Source organism: Cohnella panacarvi Gsoil 349, from assembly GCF_000515335.1.
Lineage (GTDB): Bacteria > Bacillota > Bacilli > Paenibacillales > Paenibacillaceae > Cohnella > Cohnella panacarvi.
The window spans coordinates 4,101,650-4,127,501 of the sequence record NZ_KI911563.1 but is presented as its reverse complement, the minus strand read 5'-3'; the positions used below and the strand labels follow the sequence as shown (position 1 = coordinate 4,127,501).

General features: G+C 56.3%; 22 protein-coding genes. 7 read left to right on the top strand and 15 right to left on the bottom strand.

All coding sequences use genetic code 11. The annotated features are described in order from the left end of the window. Positions 1-116: 116 nt before the first annotated feature. Positions 117-524, bottom strand: coding sequence for a hypothetical protein (locus COHPA_RS25720; protein WP_156926707.1), 408 nt, complete (start codon positions 522-524; stop codon positions 117-119). 279 nt (positions 525-803) lie between these two features. On the opposite strand from COHPA_RS25720, the gene COHPA_RS0119830 reads away from it, so the two are divergent. Both COHPA_RS0119830 and COHPA_RS0119825 read left to right on the top strand, forming a co-directional pair. Next, on the top strand, positions 804-1,697 hold the full coding sequence (locus COHPA_RS0119830) for a hypothetical protein (protein ID WP_027087888.1): 894 nt from the start codon (positions 804-806) through the stop codon (positions 1,695-1,697). Between the two features lie 1,032 nt (positions 1,698-2,729). Then, positions 2,730-3,749 (top strand): ketoacyl-ACP synthase III, encoded by a 1,020-nt coding sequence (locus COHPA_RS0119825; RefSeq protein WP_027087887.1) that lies wholly within the window; start codon positions 2,730-2,732, stop codon positions 3,747-3,749. Positions 3,750-3,788: 39 nt separating this feature from the next. Here COHPA_RS0119825 and COHPA_RS23860 read toward each other — a convergent pair whose 3' ends face one another. The 12 genes from COHPA_RS23860 to COHPA_RS26530 all read right to left on the bottom strand — a co-directional run bounded on the left by COHPA_RS23860 (position 3,789) and on the right by COHPA_RS26530 (position 15,399). After that, positions 3,789-5,243: a glycosyltransferase family 4 protein gene (locus COHPA_RS23860; RefSeq protein ID WP_027087886.1), complete on the bottom strand. Its 1,455-nt coding sequence runs from the start codon at positions 5,241-5,243 to the stop codon at positions 3,789-3,791. Next, a complete protein-coding gene (locus COHPA_RS0119815; protein WP_027087885.1) occupies positions 5,240-6,343 on the bottom strand; it encodes a CgeB family protein in 1,104 nt (367 codons plus the stop codon). Before COHPA_RS0119815 ends, COHPA_RS23860 begins: the two co-directional genes overlap by 4 nt. 34 nt (positions 6,344-6,377) lie before the next feature. After that, entirely contained in the window at positions 6,378-7,478 is a 1,101-nt protein-coding gene (locus COHPA_RS0119810; protein ID WP_027087884.1) for a CgeB family protein, read from the bottom strand. 363 nt (positions 7,479-7,841) lie between these two features. Next, positions 7,842-8,168, bottom strand: a complete 327-nt coding sequence (locus tag COHPA_RS0119800; RefSeq protein WP_027087883.1) for a hypothetical protein — start codon at positions 8,166-8,168, stop codon at positions 7,842-7,844. Beyond that, entirely contained in the window at positions 8,165-8,503 is a 339-nt protein-coding gene (locus COHPA_RS0119795) for an alpha-helical endospore appendage domain-containing protein (RefSeq protein ID WP_027087882.1), read from the bottom strand. Before COHPA_RS0119795 ends, COHPA_RS0119800 begins: the two co-directional genes overlap by 4 nt. A gap of 29 nt (positions 8,504-8,532) precedes the next feature. Next, positions 8,533-8,826, bottom strand: a complete 294-nt coding sequence (locus COHPA_RS0119790) for a hypothetical protein (protein WP_027087881.1) — start codon at positions 8,824-8,826, stop codon at positions 8,533-8,535. Between the two features lie 48 nt (positions 8,827-8,874). Next, positions 8,875-10,296 carry a glycosyltransferase family 2 protein gene (locus COHPA_RS0119785; protein WP_027087880.1) on the bottom strand — a complete coding sequence of 474 codons (1,422 nt, stop codon included), beginning with the start codon at positions 10,294-10,296 and terminating at the stop codon, positions 8,875-8,877. A 12-nt stretch (positions 10,297-10,308) separates the two neighbouring features. Beyond that, complete coding sequence (locus tag COHPA_RS0119780) at positions 10,309-11,286, bottom strand: GT-D fold domain-containing protein (RefSeq protein WP_027087879.1); 978 nt, start codon at positions 11,284-11,286, stop codon at positions 10,309-10,311. Continuing rightward, the gene (locus COHPA_RS0119775; protein ID WP_027087878.1) at positions 11,283-12,008 is read right to left on the bottom strand and encodes a sugar phosphate nucleotidyltransferase; all 726 of its coding nucleotides are present in this window, start codon (positions 12,006-12,008) and stop codon (positions 11,283-11,285) included. Before COHPA_RS0119775 ends, COHPA_RS0119780 begins: the two co-directional genes overlap by 4 nt. 27 nt (positions 12,009-12,035) lie before the next feature. Continuing rightward, positions 12,036-13,139 carry a hypothetical protein gene (locus COHPA_RS24640; protein WP_027087877.1) on the bottom strand — a complete coding sequence of 368 codons (1,104 nt, stop codon included), beginning with the start codon at positions 13,137-13,139 and terminating at the stop codon, positions 12,036-12,038. 6 nt (positions 13,140-13,145) lie between these two features. Then, complete coding sequence (locus COHPA_RS0119765; RefSeq protein WP_425393697.1) at positions 13,146-14,018, bottom strand: glycosyltransferase family 2 protein; 873 nt, start codon at positions 14,016-14,018, stop codon at positions 13,146-13,148. A 334-nt stretch (positions 14,019-14,352) separates the two neighbouring features. Next, positions 14,353-15,399 carry a WIAG-tail domain gene (locus tag COHPA_RS26530; RefSeq protein ID WP_425393713.1) on the bottom strand — a complete coding sequence of 349 codons (1,047 nt, stop codon included), beginning with the start codon at positions 15,397-15,399 and terminating at the stop codon, positions 14,353-14,355. Between the two features lie 688 nt (positions 15,400-16,087). Here COHPA_RS26530 and COHPA_RS26525 point away from each other — a divergent pair. Then, complete coding sequence (locus COHPA_RS26525; RefSeq protein WP_425393712.1) at positions 16,088-16,894, top strand: pentapeptide repeat-containing protein; 807 nt, start codon at positions 16,088-16,090, stop codon at positions 16,892-16,894. Positions 16,895-20,124: 3,230 nt separating this feature from the next. Here the strand turns inward: COHPA_RS26525 and COHPA_RS0119755 are convergent. After that, entirely contained in the window at positions 20,125-21,270 is a 1,146-nt protein-coding gene (locus tag COHPA_RS0119755) for a glycosyltransferase family 4 protein (protein WP_027087874.1), read from the bottom strand. A gap of 165 nt (positions 21,271-21,435) precedes the next feature. Here COHPA_RS0119755 and asd point away from each other — a divergent pair, with 165 nt between their 5' ends. From asd to COHPA_RS0119740, 3 genes are all read left to right on the top strand, one after another. Further along, positions 21,436-22,227, top strand: a complete 792-nt coding sequence (asd, locus tag COHPA_RS0119750) for an archaetidylserine decarboxylase (protein WP_027087873.1) — start codon at positions 21,436-21,438, stop codon at positions 22,225-22,227. 117 nt (positions 22,228-22,344) lie between these two features. Then, positions 22,345-22,689, top strand: a complete 345-nt coding sequence (locus COHPA_RS0119745) for a helix-turn-helix domain-containing protein (protein WP_027085583.1) — start codon at positions 22,345-22,347, stop codon at positions 22,687-22,689. Then, positions 22,611-23,495, top strand: a complete 885-nt coding sequence (locus COHPA_RS0119740) for an IS3 family transposase (protein WP_084760823.1) — start codon at positions 22,611-22,613, stop codon at positions 23,493-23,495. Before COHPA_RS0119745 ends, COHPA_RS0119740 begins: the two co-directional genes overlap by 79 nt. A 52-nt stretch (positions 23,496-23,547) precedes the next feature. On the opposite strand, the gene COHPA_RS0119735 is transcribed toward COHPA_RS0119740, so the two are convergent. Beyond that, complete coding sequence (locus COHPA_RS0119735; RefSeq protein ID WP_027087871.1) at positions 23,548-24,333, bottom strand: helix-turn-helix domain-containing protein; 786 nt, start codon at positions 24,331-24,333, stop codon at positions 23,548-23,550. Between the two features lie 168 nt (positions 24,334-24,501). Here COHPA_RS0119735 and COHPA_RS0119730 point away from each other — a divergent pair, with 168 nt between their 5' ends. Further along, positions 24,502-25,803: an aminotransferase class I/II-fold pyridoxal phosphate-dependent enzyme gene (locus COHPA_RS0119730; protein WP_027087870.1), complete on the top strand. Its 1,302-nt coding sequence runs from the start codon at positions 24,502-24,504 to the stop codon at positions 25,801-25,803. Positions 25,804-25,852 lie beyond the last annotated feature (49 nt).

Genomic DNA, 25,852 nt, shown 5'->3' with positions numbered 1-25,852 from the left:
TTATACAAAAAATTACATTATCCTGCCCATTAGCTTAATGAAAACGGCAGCCGATTGTCTGGTCGACTGCCGCGGTATTCTCATTCAACTATCGTCTTCCGATAGCTTAATAAAATTTAGAAAGGAAAAATATTGACCTTAAAGGTAGCATAGTTAGGGATAATCATTATGTTGTTTTCTTTAATCCCTGAAGAGTCAAATATCCATTCTCCATTAACATCCCAAGTTTCGTTTGGTTTTAACCATTTATTAACTGAAATTTTTTGATTCCCCGATTGAAATTTATTCTTTATTGAATCTGCAAATAATACCTGAACTTCTTTTACGTAAACAGAATAATGACCGTCATTTTTAATAGTCGCATCAAAATTAATGTTTTGAGTATTAATATTAGTCTCTGATTTTGTTGAAGATGCACCCCAACCACTTACGTATGTATTGGGTACTATCCATGGTCTAAAATTATATCCAAACATAAGGGCAATAATTACAATGAAAATTGAAATAATAAATGATCTTCTCAACTATAAATCCCTACTTCCTAGCATCATTCATATCACTTTTTTGATTTTACAAACATATCCATTCTAACACATTTCTCCACTATCCTGCCCGTTACTTCAATGAATAAACAAACTGCCACTGTAATCTAATCCATCGAATTACTGAATAAAAATAAAACCATTTTGCTTTTATGTTTTATGTATCATTAACGAATATCCAAACATTAGGGGAGTTGAAAGAACTTGAGTATTGTTGTCGAATGGAACGAGCATCTACAGGTGTGTAAGGAAAAGATGCAGTTGGCACAGCTGTGGGAAACCCGGCTCGCGAACCTAAGGGAAAAGCTTACGGAGCAGTATCACACCGTTGATCAATGCCGACTGAGACTGCAGGGTGAACAGCAAGATGTGGACCAACTTCGGGAACCGTCATTATCGCGCTTCATGATGAATTTGTTCGGACGATTGGAGGACAAATTGCGGGAGGAGGAACGGGAAGCCGCCGAAGCGAAGCTCAAATACGACGCAGCTAACTCCGCCTTGATCGACATGGAGCTGGAGCAGACGGAGTTGATCGCCAAGCTGGCGGATATCGGTCAGCCCGACCGGGAATATGAGTGGCTCCTGGCGGAGAAGGAAGCATGGATTCGCGATCACGATACATCGACGACTGCCAGGCTGGAGGAACTGTCCGAGGAAATCGCTCTCCGGGAAGCGATAAGAAAGGAAATCCGCGAGGCGGCCGGCGCCGGAGCGGCGGTCAGCGCTGCGCTTGGTAATGCGGAAGACCGGCTTGATTCGGCCGGCAGTTGGGGAAAGTACGACCTCATCGGAGGCGGCTTGATCTCAACGGCGATCAAGCACGGCCATATCGATGAGGCTCGGGGGTATATCCACGAAGCGCAAAACTCGCTGCGCCGCTTCAACAAGGAACTCCAGGATTTGAAGTGGAACGGCGTGGATAATTCCGCCCAAATTGGCGGCTTCGCAACATTCGCGGATTTTTTCTTCGACGGGTTTATTGCTGACTGGATCGTGCAAGGGAAAATACGAGACTCGCTCGGGTCCGTTCAGTCTCAGAGAGCTGAAGTCGAGCGGCTGATCTCCAAGCTGAAGAAGGATCAGTCGGAGCAGGAACGTCTGATCGACGAGTTCAGGAACGAGTTTCGCCGCATCGTCGAACAATTGCAATAGGAGGTTGTCCTATGGCACAATGCGGACCCTCAGACCGGGTACCTAAGATCAAGATCGTATCCTCGGCGTTTGCGTCCTGTGCGGCATTCCGATGCTGTCTGCATCATGATTGTATTTATTCATATCCTGTTAGCAACAAATATCCTTATAAAGTGAATCAGTCTTAATGATTTCGGCACCGTGAAATCATTGAATTATCCTGCCCCGTTAGCTTAACCAACGGGCGCGCCAGTCTAACACTTAATTTCTTAGTCTAATACTCTATTTGCCGGGTCTAATACTTTATTTTTTTCTTACAGTATGGAGTTTCGCTCGATAACGTCGACGAGCGGAGGAGCGACAAAGGCTCGAGGCCACTTTAACCGCGATACTCACTCTGAATAGGCGACTCAGGCAATCCCTGTCGCCTCTTATTTTCGTGCAATCTACACTTTCCCTTCGGAAGACTGATCGCACAAGATTACTTTACCTTTGGAAACATTAAACGAAGTGCTTTAGCAACAAACCAATCCGTTCAAAAACCTTGAAAACATTCTCAGTATTATTGACGCCACCCATATTATTGTGGGTGGCGTCAAAATTGTAGCGAAAAGCGTAGTGGAAAAGACTATAAACATAGGGTAAGTTTTCATAATTTCTGAACTTGAATTGGGTTGGATAAGCACTTACTTCATCCATTAGTCATATTTATTGATAATGCCCTCAATTGTTGAATGTATAATTATTCAATAAGATCTTTCGCAAGATTCCTGAATTGGATGTAAGGTATCCAGGTTTCCGCTAGCAGTCTGTGTAAGTGTTCAATCGTGCCCCGTTAGTTTATTGTATATTACCTGAATATTCTTTTAAAAATTGTATATTCGCTGTATATTAGACCAATTACTATCACAAACTCTGCAATCCTTCTCAACAATGCTGACACCACCCATTATTGACAGAATAACAGAGAGGGGTCATAATTGATTTAAAACCTGGTACTAATACCAAATACTAATCACGTTCGACTGTCTTAAAATAAAAGGAGGATTCCGCATGGCTACAGGAACGAACACGACTACCGGCGCCGCCCGGATCGCTTCCCGAGCGGCGATTACCGCGATCGGCAGCTACGTCCCGGAGCAACTGATCACGAATGCCGATTTGGAGCGCATGGTAGACACCGATAACGAATGGATCGTTCGGCGTACGGGCATCGTGGAAAGACGCCGGGCGGCCGAGAACCAATTCACGAGCGATATGGCAATCGCCGCCGCTCGGGATCTGTTCCGCCGGTTCCCTACGTCGTCTCAAGACGTCGATGCGATATTGGTCGCGACGCTCTCGCCGGATATGCCGAGCCCTTCCGTCGCGTCTCGCGTTCAGCTCGCCATCGGCGCGGCTCAATGCTTGGCGCTGGACTTGAACGCCGCGTGCGCGGGCTTCGTCTCGGCGCTGCAGCTGGCGAACGGGCTCGTAATGACGGAGGCTTACCGCAAAGTGCTCGTCATCGGAGCGGAGACGCTGACGAAGCTGACGGACTATACCGATCGTTCGACGTGCATCCTGTTCGGGGACGGCGCGGGCGCCGTGCTCGTGGAACGGTCGGAGAATGGCGCATTGCTGGCCTCCAGCGCCGTGACGGACGGGAGCGGCGGCTTCCAAGTGTACGCGACGGGATTATCGGCAGCCGGCGACGGACAGCCTCTGCACGGCGCGGGCAAGCTCGTCCAGAACGGCAAGGAAGTGTATAAATGGGCGTTGTCAACCGTGCCCGGCGGCGTCGTTGAGCTGCTCGACGCGCTCGGCCTATCGACCGGAGAGCTGGATTGGTTCGTTCCGCACAGCGCCAATCTGCGGATGATCGAAGCCATCTGCGAACGGTTCGGGTTGCCCGCCGACAAGGCGTTGCACAGCGTAACGCAATACGGCAACACTTCCTCCGCTTCGATCCCGCTGGCGCTGGATATCGCTTATAAGGAAGGCAAGCTCGTCCCGGGACAACTTCTCGTACTGTACGGCTTCGGCTCGGGCCTCACGCAATCCGGCCTCGCGCTTCGCTGGACGATTCGCTAACGCCAAGGGGAGCCCATCGTCATCGATGATGGGCTCCCCTTATTTGCGTACGCGTCCCCGGGCGGATCTTCTGCGCCGAATACGTCTACTCGGCCGATTTCTTAGCCTCGCCGTCCTGCCTCTATTGGCTGCCGACCTCCGTGAATAGCGATGCAAGCTCCGCCGTCTGCGCGACCTCGCGCTTTTCCTCCCGGCGACAGGCTTCCTCCCCCTGCGTTTCCTCGTTGAAGCGGATCGCGGCTTTGTCTTCTTCTGAGCGACGGGGATATCGATCAAAGGCGGAATCGGCACGGGCGGCCTATTCTTCGGGATCGCAGCGATCATTCCCATTAACGCATGCAGCCGATCGCGGAAGCTTTCGACGCCGAATTCGCGCATGGACGTCTTGCCGTTCCGATCGGAGACCGAATGGCGAAGGGCATTGTCCCCCGCCAAGCTCCCGACGCGGTCGGTCAACCCGGACACGTCTCCCTTCGGCACGAGAAAGCGCTCATTGCGGGTAGCGTTCAATATTTCGGCCAACCCTCCGGATGAATAGGCGACGACCGCCTTGCCGAACGCCATCCCCTCGAGCGCCGTCATTCCGAACCCTTCCGTCATTAAGCTGGGAACGACGACGATATCCATCGCGGGGTACACCAGATGAACTTGCTCGGCGAACGGATAGAAGACGAACCGATCCTCGAGCCCCGCCTGAAGCACTTTCGTCCGGCATGCCATATAGTGCCCTTCGTCGACTTGGCTGCCGACGATGAGGAACCTTGCGAGCTTATGCTCCGAAGCGACCGGCAGCATCGCGTCGATAAACTGCATTTGGCCTTTATTCGGATAGATCGTCGCCGCGATGAATCCGACGACGCAGTGGTCTTCGTCCCATTGATACAGCCTGCGTAACTGCGACCTGGCTTGCGGCCAGACGCTCGGAAAGAGCTCGCTCCGCTCCAAATAAGGAGGCAGCACGTACGCCGCCCGAACGTTGCTCGTCTTCCGGAACGGCTTCAACACCGTCCGGGACATCCCGACGATCACGTCGCAGTGCGAAGCGATGAACGCCGCGCACTGATCCCGCAGCGGCGTATCGTATAGCGTCTCCATCAGCAGCCACGCCGTAGGGATGCCTTTGGAGAAAGCCGCCATCGCGGGCAGCGGATGGACCGAGGTGTTGACCATTACGGCATCGGGGCGCTCGTAAGCGAGCAGCGCGTCGAGTTTTCTCCATGCCGGCTGGCGCATCAGGTTGTCGATATCGTGGAACGCGGAGGGCGAGCAAGTATATAAAGAAAAGCAGAGCGGAATATCCATGACGATCAAGCGAATGCCGATCGCCCTCGCCTTGTGGGCGATGACGCCGATCTCCGGCACGACCAGAACGCATTCGTAATGACGGACAAGCTCCCGCAAGAATAGCGAAAGCACCTTTTCCCCGCCGGTCACGAGAACCGGATTGCAAATATGCGAGAAAATGAGCAATTTCGGCTTCGTCGTCCCGCTCATGGCGACATCGCCAAATCGAACAATTGATTCAGCCTCGACGCGTACGTATGGTCCCTCATCGTTCGATAAAGCCCCCTGAGCGCGATTTCCTGTCTTTCCGCTTCGTGAGTTAAGTAATATTCCGCCTTATTCGCCATGTCCTCCGGAGAGTCGTACGTGACCACTTCTACCCCGGGCACGTAAAATTGCTCCAGGTCTTGGCGTTTGTCCGTTAATTGAAGCGTTCCCGACGCGGATATTTCGAACGTGCGGGGATTCGGCGACACGGCTTGGATTCGGGCGCGGTTCATGTTGTACGATTCGTCGTCCGGCGCGCGATGCGAATTGATTACGATTTTGTTGGCGTTATATCTCTCGCACGTCTTCTCCGGCTCCTGCCAAGCCTGCGTGTCGAATACGCCTCTATACTTGTTGTAGTTGGATAGCCGGTCCCACCATAAACCCGATATATAGAGCCTTCGGTGCGCGATCAGCGGAATCGTACGCTCGAACATAGAGACTCTATTCCAATAAGCGCTCCCGATGAAGCACAGATCGCCTCTCAGCGAGTGCCGGGGGTTAAAGGGGCGGAAGAACGGCGGGAACACGCCGAGAGGCAAGTAGAACACCCTGCCGCAGCCTAGCTGCTGATAGAAAGGCAAGCAGTTCCGCTCCAGCGTGAACACGGATTCGTAATGCGGAGCGATGCCCGCCGTAATATCCGTATAGTACGGATCGTCGGTAAACCAAATTGCCGTCTTAATGCCTAACGCTCTTACGGCTGCGACTTTATCGGCCGGCATGTTCATGCCGTCAAGCACGAGCATGAGGTCCGGCCTTGCGTTCGCCGCGACGGACGGGATGTCTTGCGACGGACCCGCGATCGTCACCCTCGTCGCGATCGCCTTCAGCGTCTCTTGGATGCCGTAATCGAGCGGGCTGTACGGATACCCTTTGCCCGTCGTCACGTAAAGCACGTGCAACGGGCGCTGAACCGCGACCGGCAGCGCGCGTTGCTTGGCGGCCTCGCATCTTCCGAACCAATGGCCGTGGCTCCACCCGAGCGCGAAGGCTTCGCGCCTGGCCCGTATACGCGACCTCGTTCTCCATGTCGTCGCCACCTGCGATCCCTCCCGCGCTCTGTTATTCTTCGATTCAACCGATGCCGAGAATATCCAGCATGGTTCTGATCCGTTGATCGAACGTATGCTGCGTTCTCGTACGGCGGAAACCTCTGGCGGCGATCCGGAGCCTTTCTTCGTCATGGGACAGATAGTAGTCGATTTTGTCTAGCAGATCCTTCGCGTTGCGGTACACGTCCAGCTCCGAGCCCACCGCGTACAGCTCCCGCAGCTCGCTGCGCTCGTCGGTCAGCTGCAGCGTTCCGCAAGCCGACATGTCGAAGGTCCGAGGATTGATAGACTCGGCGGGCCAATCGATGGCGTTGCGGTTCTCGGGACTTTGGCCCGGGGTTCGGTGCAAGTTGACAACGATTTTCGCGCCGTTATAATAACGAGCCGATTCCGGCACCGGTACGCCTTCTTTAATCAAGAACCGTTCGATCATCCGATAATTTCTCATCCGATTCCATAACGCCCCCGCGATGACGACGTTTCTGCGTTTGAGGTAAGGCGCGAGCTGATCGAACAGAGCGATCCGGTTCGGAAAACCCGTGCCGATGAAGCAGATGTCCGAATCGTACGTTCTATCGACCGGCATCGGCCGGAACGTTCCGAAATGCGCGGCAAGCGGCACATGATGAACTTGCGCGCAGCCTAACGATTGATAGAGTCTCACGCAGGACCGCTCATGCGTAAACACGTAGTCGTAATGGGGAGCAAGCCTCACCGTATCGTCCGTCACGTACGGGTCGTCGACGAACCAGACGGCCGTCTTGATGCCCATGCGGCGCACGGCATCGATTTGCTCTAAGTAATCTTTGGCGAACAGATGAACCCCGTTCAACACGATGACGGCATCCGGCTTCAGCTGCTCCGCCTGATGCCTGACTTGTTCGTTGCCGACGAGCACGGCTTCGGCGACGTTCGCCTGCAGCGCTTCGAGGATGCCCGCGTCGATCGCCTCGAAGCCTTGCGGAACGTAGAACACTTTGGCGTTGCGCAGCGGCCCCGCAACAGGATGGATCGATTGCTCGATGCCGCGGCAAGCGCCAAGACGCCAGCCATCCATCCAACCGCTGCGGAAAGCAGCCGCGCGTCCGCGCCGTTCGACTATCGCTTGTCGATGCCTCCGCATCCTCATCACCCGCAATCAATATATGCGCGCTTGCGCGGATGGACTTGGATACTTACCCGTCCAGCAAGCGAATTTAGGCTCAAGACGGGGCAGCGGCCACGAGCAATAGATAGAGCGGGACAAGACAGCTGCCGATTGCTGCCTCATCCCGCTCGCGATCAAGCCTGCTGCTCGTAGGCGATCAGATGACCGTCCTCGAAGCCTTTGCTAAAGCCGGCATTATAACCTTCGTTGTACGCTTGGGTATGGTCCCGTCTTCTCGTCCTCGTTCGGCGCACGCTCCGCCGTCTGCGGCCGCGAAGTCTCCCGCTGCCGCTTCGCAAGCTCCGCCGGCTAACGGGCCGTCTGCCCGCGCGGCGTCTTCTAAGAATCGTTCGTGCAACGCCCCGCTTTCGCGAGAGGGCTTTCCGCGATTTGCGCTTCACTGCGATACACCTCCTTGGACAACCATGGCGCAGCCGGCGTTCCCCTTGTCGGCGGACGCCAGCTCGCTCCGGCAACGATCCTAAGCAGCGCGCCTTGCATTCCGGTCAGAACGCGGACATGCTCTTGCAGCGTCTGCGGCGTTACTCCCGTCATGTCCGTGACGTCCGCCGCGCTCGTCAGCATTCTGGCGAGCGCCTCCTGGCTCTTCGCGATGGAACCCATCAAGCAAAGCTTGATCGTCCATTCCTGCCCCAGCCGGCTCATTTGCTTTTATCCTCGGAGTTTGCTCCGAAGCCGCTCATGAAAGACGACATGGCGTCATCTTCTTTATCCGGATTGATGATCTCCTTCAAGTTCCGGCTTAAACCGTTGCACAGCTTCGTTAATCCTTCGATGACCTCGACGTTCTGCTCGTGAAACTGCAGGCAGGCCGCCAGCTTTTCGCTATGGGCTTCGTACGTATCGTTCGTAATGTGATTCAGCACCCAGTTGCGTACTTTTTCCGCTTCCGTCGCCTTCGCTTCGAGAATCATCGCCACGTTCCATTGCAGCTTGGCAATCGCGTCAAGCGTAATATTATAGGCATCTTCCCGCGTCATCGTCGTCCTCCTTCCCGGCTCGTATCCGTCTACTCGTCGTCCCCCGCGTTACCGATCGCTTTCAGAACGTGCGTCATGCTGTCCGCTACCGCTTCCTCAAGGTCGGCTAATCCGTTCAGAAATGCGATGACGCTCTTGGTGACGTCGGAGGAGCTCTCCACCAGCCCGTGCAGTCCGTTCAGGCTAGGATGCTCGTTCGGGAGCACGTCGACCAGCTGCGCCATGCGAACGGTCACTTGCCGCTTCGCGCTTAATATTCTGGCCATCTGCTGATGGGAGTGGGATAAGTGAATAACGATCTCCGTCATAAGCTCCTGTTGCATGCGATCCGACTCCTCCCGTCGATCTAATCCACTACAGCATATGCCGCCTCACAACGATTGCTTCATGACCGGCGGAGATATGATCGGCAAGCCTGCCTGAAGTTCCGACGTTCGGGCATCGTTAAGGGCCCGCTCCGGCTTCTTATGCAGCTCCCAGCCTTGCAAAGCGGCCTCGCCGTGCAGCCTGCGGATGACATTCCCTTCGATATAACAAACCGTTCCGTCCGGCATTCTCACGATAGACGAAGTTTCTCCGTCCACGCCTTCATTCCTGCCGTACCAACGCCGTTCTGCTTCATCCGCTTGGATCGGCTCGCCGATCGGCCATAAGCGCAGATCGATCTGGGACACTCTGACGACGGGGACGTTCAGAACTCCTTCCACGAGCCTTCTCCTCCCCTGTTCGATCCAGAAGCAGTCCGCTCCGAGTCCTCGAACGATGATCCGCTCCGGATAAAGCGAAGCAGCGCTCGCCGTCCGCGGCGAATGCCCGGAATGCGCATGAATCGTATCCATGAGTTCTCCAAGCATGGGCCATTTGCGATGGAAAAAGTTCTCGTTCTGGTTGTTCACCTTCACCATGCGGTCTCCGACGGCTTTAATGCTTACGCTCCCGATGTGGTGGATGAAGCAATCTGGCGCGATCACCAGCTTTTTCCCTAACAGCCTTACGCGGACGCTATAGTCGTTATCCTCGTAGTTGCCGATCTCGAAGCCCTCGTCGAAGTAGCCTACCTTCTCGAACAGCTCTCTCCGAAAAAGCAGGCAGAAGCCGATCAACAAATCCGTCTCCCGCCAGCGGGAAGAATCCGCGCGGTTGTTGCGCCTGGCGAATTCCGGCATCTCGGATAGCTTGTCGTAAGGTACCTTAACCATCTGAATCCCGCTGATGTAATTCGTGATCGGACCGACCATGCCGATATTGTCGTCGCTGTTCAAGCATCGCAGCATGTTGCCAAGCCAATTCTCCGTCACGAGCGTGTCATTGTTCAGAAGAACGATCGTGCGTCCTTTGGCCATCATAAGCCCTGCGTTGATCGCCCCCGCGAATCCGTGGTTTCTATCCATGACGCGAAACCGCAATTCGCCGCTCATTCTATGCAAATAAGCCCTCGTGCCGTCGGTCGACGCGTTGTCGACGACGATGATCTCGTAGGACTCCGGCGTATTCCAGCGGATCGTCTCGATGCACTGCTTCACGAGAGCCAACTGGTTGTAAGTCGGGATAACGATGCTGGTGCCCTCGAAAGGAACCGGATAACGCTGGATGCCGGTTTGAACGCCAAGCTGATACCCTTGTTCGTAGCCTTGGTTATATCCAGCCGTCCGTTCGGTCTCATGAAGCTTATTCCCGATCCGAACCCGGCGGACGCCGGCTCGGCCTCTTGCGATGACGCCGTTCCCTCTTCGGGTTGTCGTCCCCGCGATCCGACGGATGCTCCGTTGCGCTAAGCTTCGGGACGCCGCCATCCTCTCACCCCTCTATCCGTTTGGAATCACTTTCGTTCGCACGCCCGCGATACGGTCCGCCGAATGTCCGAAATCGATCGCGACTTTGCCTGTCGATTGGACGATGCGGACGACGATCGGAACGGCGGGAATGCCTGCCGAGACGAGAGCGATGTCGAAATCGTACGCGATCGCTTCGTCGACCGCGCGGTCGACGTCCGAATACCCTCTGACCGGACTGACTACCCCCGTGATAATCATCCCTTGAAGCCGCAAAGCTTGCGCAAGCTCGCCCGCGACGTTGCCGACGACGAGCAGTCTTCTTCCTGACAGCAGCGGCCATAGATAACCTTGCTCTTGCAAAGCGTAGTTCATCGTGGAAGTCGTAAGCTTGAGACCGGCGCACGGAATGCCATGCGCGCGAAGCGTCTGGAAGAGCAACGGCTGAAATTGCGGCTTCCTGGAGATCGGAACGCCGACCAGCGAAGCGGAGCGTATGGAACGCGCGATCTCGTCTCGCGCTTGCAGGTTCGGTACGACGATGCCCGCGTAAGGCAAGAAAGGGCTCGAAGCCCGAACCGCGGAGACCGGAATGACGACCTCCTGCGCGAGCGTCACAAGCTCCCCGTCTCCAAGCCGAATGAAGGAATAAGGACGCCGCTCCCGAACCGCGCCGTCCAGCTCCTCGTAGACGCGGGGGGCGTCAAGCAGCGGAATCGCCCTGGCGCGCAAAGCCTGAACGCCCGCAACCATCGCTTCGGAGGCGGATATGTCCGGTATGATCATATCGCTCGGCGAATGGAGTTCGAGCAGTTGCTCCGCGCCGTCGCTCAAGCCTTGCCTATAGCCCAGCTCGTAATCGGATCTATCGGTTGCGTGCGCGCCGGTTGCATGCCGCTTAACCGCTCTGCGAGCGGAACGGCGAAGATAACCATGACGGCGGAACCGGTCCCTGCGGCGCGATTGCTTCGGCTTTCTTAAGGATCGAGCAGCAAGGACGACGGCTTTCAAGTGATCGCCCCCTTCAATCTCCTTCCCGCCTCCTCCAGCGATTCGAACGTTCCGGCGTCCGTCCACCACGCTTTCAACTCTTGATAGGCGAGTACTCCGAGCTCCGCATAAGCGTTGTTCACGTCGGTAATTTCCAGTTCTCCTCTTCGGGAAGGCTTCACCCCGTCGATCAGGTTAAACACGCTCGTATCGTAAAAATACAACCCCGTGACGCAATAGTTCGACTGCGGAAGTTCCGGTTTTTCTTCGATATACAGAATGCGACCGCTCGCTTCATCCAGCTTCGGCACGCCGTATCGATGCGGATCCGCCACTTCCTTCAAGAGCAGCATCGCGCCGCCGGATTGCCGTTCGTAGGCTTCGCAGTAAGGCCGCAGGCTTTCCTCGAACAAGTTGTCGCCGAGCAAGACGACGAATTTATCCTTCGGGGCCATAACCGGTCTGGCGAGCTCGAGCGCTTGGGCGATCCCACCCGCTTCCTCTTGAATGCGGTATACGATCGACACGCCCCAATCCCTTCCGCTTCCGAGCACCTCGGCGAAGCCGCCGATCGCCGTACGGTTCGTAACGATGACGATATCCCGTATGCCGGCCTCCTTCAGCTTGGCGACGCCATAACAGATCATCGGATAAGAGCCGACCGGCAACAGATGTTTATTCGTCCAATAAGTAAGCGGTTTGAGACGCGAACCCGTTCCTCCCGCCAATATGACTGCCTTCAAGGCAATACCTCCCCGTAGTTGTGACGATCAACGATCCGGATTGTCCAATATCGTCCGATTGCGCCTGCGATCGGGACGCCCAAGCCTGTCTCCCCGCACTGCGATCGCCTCATGCCATGCCTCGGCATGGTCTCCCGCGACGATGCGGTCGTCGGACGGCAGCGCGGAGCTTCCGGCAGATCCTCCCGTAACGATGCGCAGCTTGCTCATGATCGCGACGGCATGCGCCTTGGCCGGCACGCACAACGTCGCGGCCCCGATCGTGTTCAGCGCTTTACGGGACAGCGCGTAAGGCAGCGTCGACAAGGAGTTCGACTTCAGGTCCGGACGATTCAGGCTCGCGTTCAGAAATTCTTGCAGCCTTTGGATACCGCCGCGCTGGTGGAACCATATTGACCGCATCGACAGATCGTTAAGCGCAATGTCCGCCCTTCCGTCGCATTCCCACAGAAACCTCGCCAACGCGCCTGCGGCAACAGGTTTTACGGCGTCCACGAACAGCAGCGTATCCGCGGCCGCTAGTTTGGCGCCTAATGCCCGTCCAACATCGGGATCCGTCACATTCGGCCATATCAAGAAGAGAACGCGCGGAGACGCCAGCTCCTCCGGCAGCTCCCCGATCTCAACGCCGTAGATGACGACGATGATCTGCCGAATCGGCAAAGCATCAAGCTCGCGTAGAACGCGATCCAACCCTAGGAGCGGAGCCGTAGCGCACACGATCGCGGCCGCCGTCGTCCGCAACGGAACCGGCAAGATCGGCTTCGCGTCCGCGAAGCCGCCGAGGAAGCCGGCCGCGTACTTCTGCCCGTAACCGAGAAGCTGCTTCCACCCGATGCCATTAGTCACTGTACCTCCGTAGTACTTGTCGCTCCACGCCTCGAAAGCGGCATCGCGCGCTTCCTCCGGCGGAATGCCGGCCGTCGACTTGGTTTGCCTCCACCCTTCGCCGTCCCGTACGCCCTCCTGATACCATCGCGAGGCAGTGGACGAATAGGGGGAGACCAGTTGACGCTTTGGATTCGCGATCGTTGCCGGCCGCTTCGCGTAGCTTCGATGTTTATCCGGTCCCGTTCGTGCAGGAGTCTTCTTCCTGCCAATCGCAGCCGTATGTTTGCGCCTTGTTCTCATGCTCTTCTAATTCACCATCCATCGCTGGCGCGAGCCGTCTTCATACCCGCCGCGAGAATCGGTATGCTTCAACCACCATTGAATGGCTTCCAGATGATCTCCGACAATAAGCGGTTCAAGGGAATGCCTGCGCTCCCGCTTACTCCGAAGCGGATTCAATCGTCCTACGTTCACGTGAACGACTCTCTGTACCTTGAGTCCTTCCCGTATGGCCATCGTATGCGCGAGCGGCGGGACCGCCAGCGGGCTTGCGCCGATCGTGTCCAAAGCCTTGCGGCTTAGCGCATGGGGAATCGCGGTCATCGAGGCGCCTTGCAGGTCGGGCCTAAGAAGCAACGCGTTGAGCGCATGCTTGGCAAGGACGACGCCGTGCACGACGGATTTCCGGACGGGACCGGAATAATCGTTAAGAGCAACGTCTACGCCGCCTTTGACGGCTTCGACGAATTTCCTTAGCTTCGCGGCCGGAATAACCATATCCGCGTCGATGAATAGCAGGACGTCTCCCCTCGCCTCTCGCGCGCCGACCGCCCTAGGCACGTCGTGGCCGAGCGGCTTCGCGTACGAGAGCACCTTGGCCCCCGACTTGCGGGCGATAGCTGCCGAACCGTCGGCGGAGCCGTTCGCCACGACGATCACTTCCGTTCTGGGATGGACGCGAAAAGCTTCGGCAATGACCCTTCGAAGCGTTCGCCTCTCGTTCATGACCGGAATAATGACCGAGACGTACGGCGTTGTTCCCGTAATCGGCTGCGTATCCGGCGATAGAATTCCAACTTCTGCTTGATCGGCTGGCAACGCGAACTTTGCCTTCCGCTTCGAGCCCTTCGAACGCAGCAAGGATGCGCGAGCGGGTTTCCTCCCACGCTTGTAGGTCAATTTTTCCACCCCCCAGCTCGGGCATCGGTTACAAACCATTCTATGTGTGACGTGTCCATGCGCAACGGCATATGTACTGACTAACGGCACGGCAATCTCGGGGCGCTTAATTGCGCTCCCGGGGCAGAGACGGATTAGCGTTGCCGCACAACGTTACTGCGCCGAGATCACGGGACAGAGACGGATTAGCGTTGCAGCACAACGTTACTGCGCCGCACTCCCGGGACAGAGACGGATTAGCGTTGCCGCACAACGTTACTGCGCCGCGCTCCCGGGACAGAAAAAAGCAATCCCGACTTCATCACGAATGACGAGCGGGATTGCTTCATTGCCTTTATTGAGCAGCTTTCGCCCCGACGGCGATCCATTGAATCCAGCCGCTTGGCTCGGGACCTAATCGCGTTCGAACGATTTCGAGTTCCGCTTCGCCCGGCTTCTTATCCCGCAAGTAACAGAAGCAGGATGGATGATCGCACATCGCGACAAGCACGTAGGAGAGATCGGCGAACGGCTCGGAGAAACCGACGGTCAGCCGTATCGACTCCGCCGCCCCTTGGAATGCATATGCCGCGCTACCGAATAGCAGCGAGACGCCGGGAAGCGACGCGGCCACCGGGAGGAAGGAAAGCTGCGCGCTGCCTATGCTTCTCTCGGCGATATGCTTGGCGGTTACGCTGCTCTCTTGGAGCTCGAATCCTTCCGGATCTAACGCAGGTGCCGGCAAAGGCGCAGGGAGAGGCTGCTCCTCTATTGGTTCCCGCAACTGCGCCAGCAAATCCTTTACTTCGCCGGATAGCTTCTCAAAGCTTACGCTATCGTTAGCGAGCTTAGCAGTCGTTACGGCTCCATCTGCCAAGATAGCAGCCGTTACCGCTTCGTCGGCTAGCTTATTCGTTGTTACGGCTTCGTCCGCAAGCTTCGCCGTCGTAACTGCTTTGTTAGCCAGCTTATCCGTCGTTATCGCTTCATCGGCAAGTGTAACCGTGGTTATTGCTCCGTGTGCCAACTTATCGGTAGTCACCGCTTTGTTAGCCAGCTTGCCCGTCGTCACGGATTCGCCCGAGAGCTTACCCGTCGTTATCGCTTCATCGGCGATCGCGCTCGTCGTTACGGCTTCATCGGCCAGCTTATCCGTGGTCACCGCAGCGTCCGCTAGTTTATCGGTCGACACCGCTTGATCGGACAGCTTATTCGCCGTCACGGCTCCGTCTGCAAGCTTTGCCGTCGTTACCGATCCGCCTGCCAGCTTCTCTGCAGTCACCGCTTCGTCAGCCAGTTTGCTCGTCGTTGCCGCTTTATCGGCTAGTTGATATTCCGTTACGGCTCCGTTCGCCAAACGATCCTGCGTGACGACCGAAGCGGACAGCACAATCAAATCCATCACTTGCGGAGACAGCTTATCGCCGGTTACCGCGCCGGACGCGAGCTTCTCGGTCGTAACGCTCTCTTTGGCCAACTTCTTCGAGATGACGCTGCCGTCTGCCAGCTTCTTCGTCACGATGCTGCCTTCCGCTAACTTCGCCGATGTAATGCTCTCGTCCGCCAGTTTGCTTGTGACCACGCTGCCTTCCGCCAATTTGCCGGTAATGACGCTCCCGTCGGCGAGTTTACTTGCCAATACGCTGCCGTCCGCCAGTTTACCGGACTGAACGCCGCTGTCCAGCAGCTTCTCGAAGCCGACGCTGCCTTCGGCCAGTTGGGCGTAGCCTACACTGTCATCCGCCAGCTTAGCGGCCCCGATGCTGCCGTCGATCAGCTTATCGTAGCCGACGCTGTTATCCGCAAGCTTGTCGAACCGGATACCGCCATCCGCCAGCTTCTCGTAACCGACGCTGCCGTCCGCTAATTTATCGAAGCCGATGCTGCCGTCGATCAGTTTCTCGAATCCAACGCTGCTATCCGCTAGTTTCTCGTATCCAATGCAGCCGTCCGCAAGCTTATCGAATCCGATACCGCCGTCCGCTAGTTTCTCATAACCCACGCTGCCGTCCGCCAGCTTATGGAACCCGATGCTGCCGTCGATCAGCTTCTCGTAGCCGACGCTGTCGTCCGCCAACTTTTCAAATCCGATGCTGCCGTCGATTAGTTTCTCATCGCCGACGCTGCCGGCCGCCAGTTTATCGAATCCGACGCTCCCGTCCGCCAGCTTACCGGATAGGACGCTGCCTTCCGCCAATTTCCCGGATACGACGCTTCCTTCGGCTAGCTTCGCCGACACGATGCTGCCGTCTGCCAGTTTATCGGAGACGATGCTGCCGGCCGCCAACTTATTCGAATCGATGCTGCCATCGATCAATTTATCGTATCCGACGCTTCCTTCAGCCAGTTTATCGAAGCCTACGCTGCCATCCGCCAGCTTGCCGGATACGACGCTGCTTTCGGCCAGCTTCCCGGACACGACGCTCCCTTCCGCCAGCTTCACTGCGGTAATGCTGCCGTCCGCCAGCTTGCTCGAAGTTACGCTTCCTTCCCCCAGCTTGTCGGACTCGATGCTGCCGCGCGCCAGTTTCTCCGAATCGATGCTGCCGTCGATCAGTTTATCGTATCCGACGCTGCCGTTCGCCAGCTTATCGAAGCCCACGCTGCCATCCGCCAGCTTACCGGATATGACGCTGCCTTCGGCCAACTTCCCGGACACGACGCTCTCGTCTCCCAGCTTCTCGGTCAACACGCTGCCATCCGCCAGCTTGCTAGACGTTACGCTGTCTTCCGCAAGCTTACCCGACGTGACGCAGCCTTCAGCCAGCTTATCGGACACTACGCTTCCTTCCGCTAGCTTGCTTGACGTAACGCTTCCTTCAGCCAACTTATCGGACACGACGCTGCCGCGTGCCAACTTATCCGTGCCGACTCCGCCGTCCGCTAGCTTCTCGTAGCCCACGCTGCCATCTGCAAGCTTATCGTATTCGACGCTTCCATAGGCCAGCTTACCTGCTACGACGCTTCCATCCGCCAACTTCTCGGACAACACGCTGCCGTCAGCCAACTTCTCGGACAGCACGCTGCCGTCCGCCAGCTTACCGGACGAAACCGAGTAATCTTTCAGATGCGACTCGTCGACCGCGCCCGGTTCCAGTCGATCCGCGCTGATCCGGCGTTCGGCAAGCTTGGCGATCTCCAGCAAATCCGGGGCCAGATGCGTAATCGAAATCGCGTTTTTACGCACGTGGAACCCATGGATGGACTCCGGCTTCACATGCTTGCCGCCGATGCTCTCGAGCTGCAAGTGGCCGCCGGAGATGCTGCCGTAAGCGATCTTATCGCTCGTCACGCTCTCGCTCGCCAGCTTGCTCGTCGTAACGGCGCCGTCCATCAGCGCGGTCTCGTCGACGCTGTCGACCGCCAAATGCTCGGTCAGCACGCTTTCTTTGCGAAGGTGTACCGAATCGACGGACTCGAGCTGAAGATGGACGGAGGACACGGCTTGGTTCGCGATATGGCCGTACCCGATCGCGCCCGGACGCAGATGCTCTCCGTCCACGCTGGCCTCAGCCAGCTTGGAAGACGTCACGGCGCCATCGTTCAGATGCTGTTCGCGAACGATGTTGTCCGCAAGATGGGCGCTTAGTACGGACTGCTCCGACAGATGCGTGCTTTGCACCGCTTCATCGGCCAGGTGGTACGACTGTATCGATCGCTCGGACAAGTTCCACGACGTAACCACTCCGCCGGCCAGCGCGCTCGTCGTCACCGATCCGTCGGCTAGATGATAAGGCTTGATCGCTTTCGCTTGCACGTGCTTGGACGCGACGGACTCCTCCGCCAAGGCGCGTCCGGATACCGAGCCGTTCTGAAGCGCGCGTTCGTATACCGCGAATTCGTCCAGCTTATCCGCCGTCACGCTTGCATCCGCCAGCTTCGCCGTCGTCACCGAACTATCCGCGATTTTATCCGTCGACACGCACTCCGGAGAGAGCTTCAAGGAAGTGATCAGATGATCGGTAAGATGGTGCGACAATACGGACCGGCTCGCAAGCTGCCGTTCGCCGATCGCGCCGGGAGCAACGATTCGCTCCGTTACGGACTCCGGTTGCAGCGCCTCGGTCCCGACGGAGCTCTCGGACAGATGATTCGCCTGAATCGCGTCGTCGCGAATATGCTTGCCGGATATCGTTTCCGAGGCGACGGCCTCTCCTCTTACGATCTCGGGGGCAAAATGATACGTCCTCAGCGCACCGGTAGCCAGCTGTTCGGCTCCCACGCTTTCCGGAGCGAGGTGGATGCTCTGCACGCTGGACACGCCGAGTTGCTTCGGTCCGACCGACTTATCCGCCAGCTTAGCCACGCCTACCGCTCCGTCGGACAACTGGGCCGCGCCGATCGCGCCGTCCGCGACGTGCCCCGAATGCACCGAGCCTAGCGCCAATTGCTCGGAACCGATCAGTTTGTCTCTCAGATGTTCGCGTCCTACCGCCCGCAGAGCGATATGCGCGTTATCCACCGACCGTTCCGCAAGATGACGCGACTCCACGCTTCCTTCGATGAGCTTCTCGGAGCCGACGCTTCCTCTTGCCAGATGCCTGGATTGGATCGCTTCATCCGCGATTTTGCTTGATCCGATGTTCTGATCCGCGATTTTCGTCGAAGTCACCGCATGGTCGACGAGCTTCAGCGTCGACACGGATTGCTCGGACAGCTTCGATGCCGTTACCGAGCCTTCCGCCAGGTGCTTCGATTCAACGGCTTCGTCCGCGAGATGCGCGCTTTGAACGGCCCCTGTGCTTAGATGCTCGCGCCGGATCGACTCGGATGCCAACTTGGCTCCCGATACCGACCGGTCTGCCAGCCCGCGGGTTCCGACCGCTCCGTCCGCGAGATGCTCCGCCTCTACGGCGTTCGGGGCCAAATGCTTTCCCTGCAGCACGCCTACCGCCACGTGATCGGCGAGAACGAGTCCGTCCGCCAGGTGACGAGACTCGATCGTACCGCTGGCGATCTTATCGCCGCTGACCGAGCCATGCCTCAACTTCGAATTCGTTACCGCTCCGTCCGCGAGCTTAGACGTGTCTACGCTTTCGTTCGCCAAGCTGTCGCTGCGAATCGCTCCGCTGCGTATTTTGTCCGCCGTAATGCTCTGATCCTGCAGCAGGTCCGACGTAATGATCGACACGCTCAGATGCTTCGCTTGAATGGACCCTTCGGCCAACTTATCCGAGCTGATCGTCCTGTCGGCCAGCTTCTCGGAGGACACGCTGCCGTCGCGGATTTTATCCCCGGTGATGGAACGATCGCGAATTTTATAGCCCGATATCGAGTTTTTGGCGAGATGATCGCCGAGAATCGATTCAGGAACGATCTTCGAGCTCGTTACCGAACCGTCCGCCAGCTTGATCGACGTCACGGAGAAGTCCGCCAGCGCATGCGCGTCCACGGACTCGGCTGCCAGCTTAGAGGCGCTGATCGAGAACGGGGCCAGCTTATCTCCCGTTATCGACTCGTCCGCCAAATCATCCGTGTACACGAGCGGCGCGGGGCGGACCGGCAGCCGTTTCTCCTCCAGCCTTATCGCGCGAAGCTCCCGGGATTGAAGCAACGCCTTCTCCTCTTCCTGCGCCGACTTGTCGTCCGCCTTGATCAGCGCAACGATCTCGTCCGCGTCCGAATCCGCAGCGTATACCGGACCGGTATCCGCCTGGAAAACTTCCACCGCAGGCTCATAGGTCGTCAACGCGATTATTTCGTCCATTTGTTGTGGCGTGGATACGTATTCGGACGCGATCATAAACTCTGACGGCTCCGTCAACCGATACGTTTCGATCGGCGTGACATTGGCGTTGTTCCGGTTCGCTAATCTGGCTTTCACGACGCTTAGCCGATGATCCGCCTGCTCTTGCGCCAACACTTCGACCGGCGCGGCGCCATGGACCGTAATCGGCTTGTCGTTATCGCTCGGCTTTTTTATATCGTCCAGCCACTGCAATTCCAGCTTGTTCGGGTTGTCGACGTAATAGAGCGGTCGCCGCGATTTCGCCTGCTTCGGCTGCCTCGTTGCCTTCTTCTTTTTCATGTCCGTCTCCTTCCTAACCATCGTAATCTGCACTATCATATGCATTCACCCATAGGCACGACACGAGGATAGGCGAGTAACCAGGGCACGAATCCGACATTATTCCGACGCCAGCGTCAGCCAGCGCTGCGCGGTATGCTCCCACAGAAATCCGCTCATGACGCGTTCTTTTCCTTTGGCCCCCATCTCATATCTCAATCGTTCGTCGCCTAGCAGCTCGCTAACGCGAAGCCCAAGCTCCCGTACGATTAACGGCTTTTCCTTCGCTATAAGAAAACCCGTCTCTCCGTCCACGACGATCTCCTTCATCCCGCCGGCCCGAGTCGCGACGACAGGCAGTTCGGCCGCCATCGCTTCCACGTTGACGAGCCCGAACGCCTCATTGCCGATAGACGGAACGACCGCGAGGTCCGCCATCGCGAACCAACGGGGAATTTCGTTATGCGGAACATACGGCTCGAAATGAACGTGCTTCCGCCACCGCTTCGCTTGACGATGCAGCGCTCGGGCGTATTTCGTCAGCCGATGAGATCCGTACGTCGCGCTGCCCACGACGACGATCAGCGCATCCGGGTGCTTCGCGAGGATCGCCGGAACCGCGGACAACAGATGATGTACGCCCTTCTGCGGCACGAGCCGTCCGACGAACAACACGATTTTACGCCCGACCCATCCGCGCTCCAGTCGCCCGATTGCCCGTAGAGCCATACCTTCGATCGAAGACCGGCCCGGAAAACGATACGCCTCGACGCCCAGGTGGTTTACGAGAATTTTACCGGCGGTCTGCGGCAGCCTCGAAGCGATATACGACTTTAAATAGTCGCTGTTCACGACGATCCGATCGGCGGCCTGCAAACAGACTTTACGTTGAAACTTATTCATCCTGGCGCCCGTTATAAAGGTAGTGGAGTGCAAGCTAAGCCAAACCTTCGTTTTCGGAAAACGCCGCTTTAGTCTCGGTACCCATTTCGGACGATTTTCCACTTGAATGATGTCGGGCCGATTCGCCCTGAGACTCCGGCACACGCTTGCGAAGTACCGTTCCTTGCTCCTTGCCGGGAATCTTAGGATCGGCGCGCCGTCCAGCTTCCCTATCGCGGCCAATCGCAGGCCCTTACGGCCATAGATGACGACGTCCGCGCGAGACGCCAGTCTCGGAACGACTTTCTCCACGACTCGCTCTACCGATCCGCCCATGGCGGAAGGCACGGGGAACGCCCCCGGCGTAACAAAAGCGACCTTCATACGCGCTCATCCCCTCGCTGCCAACAATGCTCGTCACAGCATATACGTCCGCCTTGCTTAAAGCGACGGACAATTGACCCGCTTACCGAAAGTGTTGCACTTTGACGAGCGATATGTCACACTGTCTCAGAACTCACTACGACAACAAAGGAGTGCACGGCTGCAATGAAACTTCCGCTGCTGCGCATGATGACGGAGCTGTCTTCACGCAAATTCATATCCCGCTTGACGGGACGTTTCGCTAAATCGGCCTATAGCCGCAGATGGATACCCAAATTCGCATCCATGTACCGAATCCCGATAGAAGAAGCCGAGAAGAAACTGGAAGAGTATCGTTCGCTGAACGAGTTTTTCACGCGCCGCCTGAAGCCGGGCAGCCGTACCGTCGATGCGGCGCCGGATTCGCTGGTCAGTCCGGTCGACGCCCTGATCACCGCATGCGGCACGATCCAAGAAGGGCTTATGCTGCAAGTCAAAGGCCAAGACTATACGATCGACGAGCTGCTGAACGGTTCCCCGCGAATCTCGCAATATTCGCACGGTTACTATTGGGTGCTTTATTTAAGTCCGACCGACTATCATCGGATTCATTCTCCCTGCGATGGAGACATCGTGGAAACCGAACACATTCCCGGCCGCGTTTATCCCGTTAACGATTTCGGACTGACGAAGATGCGCCGCGTCCTTTCGCGCAATGAACGGCTGGTTACTTACATCAGCCACGACATCGGGGAGGCCGCCGTCGTGAAAGTCGGCGCTTTGAACGTCAGCAGCATCAAATACGTCGAGCCGCGGCCGACGCGTCTGGAGCGCGGCCAAGAGCTCGCCTACTTCGAATTCGGCTCCACGATCGTCCTGTTGACGCAGGACGGAACGCTCTCCCCGCGTACGGATCTGAATGTCGGCGACCGGGTGCGGATGGGCGAAAAGCTCGGGACGCTCGCGAAAGTGGAATAGCGCGGAATACGACAAAAGAGCCCTAATGGGCTCTTTTGTGCGTTAGAGTGCACCCCTTAGAATGGACATTGGAAAAACCCCTGGTTTATCCGATGAATTCTAGGGGGTGCATTTTTTATGGCTGTTAAGGGGCAGAAGTTCAAGCGATACACGCATGAGGTTAAAGTAGAGGCAATTCGCCTCCATGTTGAGGAAGGTTGGACTTATCGTCAGATCAATGAACATTTGGGGATTGCAGATCAAGATCGCATGAAAAAATGGATGCGGAAGTATCGGAACTTGGGGCAGTTCGGGTTATTGGATCGGCGTGGCCGAAAAACAGAATACATCAACCAAGATCGACACTTACAAAGCTTGATACGGGAAAATGAAATGCTAAAAAAGTGTTTGGAAATCTGGATGCGGGAGGTGTGCGTCGAAAGTACAGGGCCATTGAGCAGGCGTCAGAGTGGTATGCGGTAAGTGAGCTTTGCAAAGCATTTAAGGTTTCGCGCAGTGGTTACTACGCCTATTTAGCGCGTAAGGGGGCTAGTCGAGATANGGATCTCAAAGCAAGAATCCAGGCCTTATATACGAAGTATGACGGTAAATACGGGTATAGGCAGCTTCAGCTTTTCCTTTTTCAAGAACAGGGAATATGGGTTAACCATAAGAAAGTTCTACGTCTAATGCAGGAGCTCGGGATACGTTCTAAAATCCGGCGTAAGCACCGCTGTAACTACGCGTCAACAGTCGGTGGGCGCGTCGTGGAGAATCTGTTAAAGCGAGACTTTCAAGCCAACATGCCCAATCGAAAATGGGTCACAGATGTCACTCAGGTTCGAGTGGCGGATACCTGGCTATATTTATCGGTCGTTAAAGATTTATTCAATAATGAAATCGTCGCTCATCATATGGACTTACGTAACGACAACCAACTCGTCTTGCGGACATTCGAGAAGGCCTTTGAAAAGCAAAAGGACATGTCTGGATTGATCGTTCACAGCGATCAAGGATTCCAGTACACGTCCTATGCATACCACGACATGCTGCCAAAGGTTGGCGCCCAAATCAGCATGTCACGCCGAGGCAATTGTCATGACAACGCCTCAATGGAGAGCTTCTTCTCGCATCTCAAAACGGAAGGGCTCTACCTCTATGATATACGAAGCGTTGAAGAGGCACAAAGGCGAATCGAAACTTATATTGCGTTTTATAACCATTCTCGACCGCAAAGAAGACTTAAAAAAATGACGCCGGTTGAGTACCGACGCCAGTTTGTTGCTTAGGTGTTTTTCATTGTCCGCTAAATGGGGTCTTGACCACGTTGGCATGAGCGTTTTATCTGATTTCCGAAGGACTCTTGCCCGTATATTGTTTGAACTGCCGGCTGAAGAAGAAAATATCGCGATAGCCAAGCGCGTCGGCCACCTCGGTCACGTTCATGCCGGCATGCATGAGCAAATGCTGGGCACGCTCGATCCGCGAACGGATCATGTACGTCTGCACGGAGACGCCGATCAACTCCTTGAACTTGATCGAGAAGTATCGCGTCGACAGCCCCGCTCGGGCGGCCAAATCGTCGACCCGATGCGCGTTGCCGGGGTGCTGCTGAATGTAGTTGGCGATCTCGTGAATGCTCTCGGTGAGCTGATTGCTCGCCCTGCGTTCGATCGGCTCCGCCAAATCCGCCCGGAGAAGGTGGATGACCAGCTGCTTGAGCAGCAGCCGCGCCTCTTCTTCGGCCGCGAACGTGCGAACGAGGAACAGCCGGACGTAACGGGAGAGCATATGCTCGAAATCGAACGTGTCTTCAAGCACGCGGTAAGGTTCTGGGACGATCTCGGCCGGCTCCGCGATGTCGAAGTGAATGTACGTAAGCACGAGAGGCTTCTGCGGGTTGTGCGTGGCGCTCGTATGATCGCCGGGGCGAAACAGGAAGCAACTGCCCTTGCCGACCCTATAGGGCTTGCCGTTCAAGACAACTTCCCCTTCGCCGCTCCACACATAGAATAAATCGTAGTTGGCAAGCGGTTTTTCTCGCTTTTGCCACTTCCAGCCCGGCTCGCACACGATTTTGGCGAATGCGCTAAGCAACACATAAGACGAAGGCGCCAACTTGAGCATACGACAAATTCCTCCCCCACCGCTGCAACTCGTCTACTAGCCCCAATTTATATGTGTTTGGATGTTCTGTCAATGTAGATGACGGTCTCTTACCGTTGGTGTATAATATCTCCTAATAACATTTGGCTCCAAGAGCTCTGATTACGATAATCCGGAAGGAAGAGAACGATGAATACGCTCGCCCAACAGTTAAACGATACGATTGCCTCGCAGGCTCCCAACGTCTTGAGCATGCTTTCCGGCCTCGGAAAAGCGATCTATTTCCCTAAGATCGGCATTCTAAGCCAAGGTGCAGAAGCGAAACAGAAAGCGCACCGTTACAATGCGACGATCGGCATCGCGACCGAGAACGGCGTACCGATGCATTTGGACGTTATCCAACGTACGTTATCTTCTTACGATCCTAAGGATATTTACGAATACGCGCCGCCGGCCGGCAAACCCGAGCTGCGTTCCGTATGGTTGGAGAAGATGATCAAGGAAAATCCTTCGATCGCCGGCAAAAAGACGAGCTTGCCGATCGTGACGAACGCGCTCACCCACGGCCTTAGCATCGTAGCGGACCTGTTCGCGGACAGCGGCGACGCCATCGTCATTCCGGACAAAAACTGGGAGAACTACGAGTTGACCTTCGGCATTCGCCGCGGCGCGGAGATGGTCCACTATCCGCTTTACAACGCGGATAACCGCTTCAACGCGGACGGCCTGCGCGATGCGCTGCTCGCCCAGAAAGATAAAGGCAAAGCGATCGTTATTCTGAACTTCCCGAACAACCCGACCGGTTATACGCCTGACGCCGAGGAGGGACGGGAGATCGTCGCCGCCATCAAAGACGCCGCGGATGCGGGCGTTAACGTCGTAACCGTGACCGACGACGCCTATTTCGGACTTTTCTTCGAGAACTCGTTGCAGGAATCGCTGTTCGGCAAGCTTTGCGGATTGCACGAGCGCATTCTCCCGATCAAAATCGACGGCGCGACGAAAGAAGAGTACGTATGGGGCTTCCGCGTAGGTTTTATTACTTACGGCGGGTTGCCGGACGGCGTATCGGCCGCGCTCGAGCAGAAGACGCTCGGCATTATTCGCGCCACGATCTCGAACTGCTCGCATCCTTCCCAAACGTTCGTCTTGCACGCGCTGAAATCTCCGGAATTCGAAGCGCAGAAGCAAGAGAAGTTCAACATTATGAAAGCCCGCGCCAACAAGGTGAAGCAGCTGCTCGACAGCGGCAAGTACGGCGACGATATGCCGTATTACTCCTTCAACTCCGGCTACTTCATGTGCTTGAAGCTGGCCGTGGACGCGGAAGCGGTTCGCCAGCGGCTGCTTAACGAGTACGGCGTAGGCACGATCGCGCTCGGCTCTTCCGATCTGCGCGTCGCGTTCTCCTGTACCGAGGAATCCGATCTGGTCGACTTGTTCGACCGCATCCACAGCGCGGTACTCGACGTGAAAGCCGGCAAAGCGTAACCGAAATGAATGAACGCCTGAACCGTTCCTTGCGAACGGCTCAGGCGTT

Coding starts and splice junctions, on each gene's coding strand:
- COHPA_RS0119825 (WP_027087887.1), top strand. CDS start 2,730: ATGGCTACAGGAACGAACACGACTACCGGCGCCGCCCGGATCGCTTCC.
- COHPA_RS23860 (WP_027087886.1), bottom strand. CDS start 5,243: ATGAGCGGGACGACGAAGCCGAAATTGCTCATTTTCTCGCATATTTGC.
- COHPA_RS0119810 (WP_027087884.1), bottom strand. CDS start 7,478: ATGCGGAGGCATCGACAAGCGATAGTCGAACGGCGCGGACGCGCGGCT.
- COHPA_RS0119800 (WP_027087883.1), bottom strand. CDS start 8,168: ATGAGCCGGCTGGGGCAGGAATGGACGATCAAGCTTTGCTTGATGGGT.
- COHPA_RS0119795 (WP_027087882.1), bottom strand. CDS start 8,503: ATGACGCGGGAAGATGCCTATAATATTACGCTTGACGCGATTGCCAAG.
- COHPA_RS0119790 (WP_027087881.1), bottom strand. CDS start 8,826: ATGCAACAGGAGCTTATGACGGAGATCGTTATTCACTTATCCCACTCC.
- COHPA_RS0119785 (WP_027087880.1), bottom strand. CDS start 10,296: ATGGCGGCGTCCCGAAGCTTAGCGCAACGGAGCATCCGTCGGATCGCG.
- COHPA_RS24640 (WP_027087877.1), bottom strand. CDS start 13,139: ATGAGAACAAGGCGCAAACATACGGCTGCGATTGGCAGGAAGAAGACT.
- COHPA_RS26530 (WP_425393713.1), bottom strand. CDS start 15,399: ATGGATTTGATTGTGCTGTCCGCTTCGGTCGTCACGCAGGATCGTTTG.
- COHPA_RS26525 (WP_425393712.1), top strand. CDS start 16,088: ATGCTGCCGTCGATTAGTTTCTCATCGCCGACGCTGCCGGCCGCCAGT.
- COHPA_RS0119755 (WP_027087874.1), bottom strand. CDS start 21,270: ATGAAGGTCGCTTTTGTTACGCCGGGGGCGTTCCCCGTGCCTTCCGCC.
- asd (WP_027087873.1), top strand. CDS start 21,436: ATGAAACTTCCGCTGCTGCGCATGATGACGGAGCTGTCTTCACGCAAA.
- COHPA_RS0119745 (WP_027085583.1), top strand. CDS start 22,345: ATGGCTGTTAAGGGGCAGAAGTTCAAGCGATACACGCATGAGGTTAAA.
- COHPA_RS0119735 (WP_027087871.1), bottom strand. CDS start 24,333: ATGCTCAAGTTGGCGCCTTCGTCTTATGTGTTGCTTAGCGCATTCGCC.
- COHPA_RS0119730 (WP_027087870.1), top strand. CDS start 24,502: ATGAATACGCTCGCCCAACAGTTAAACGATACGATTGCCTCGCAGGCT.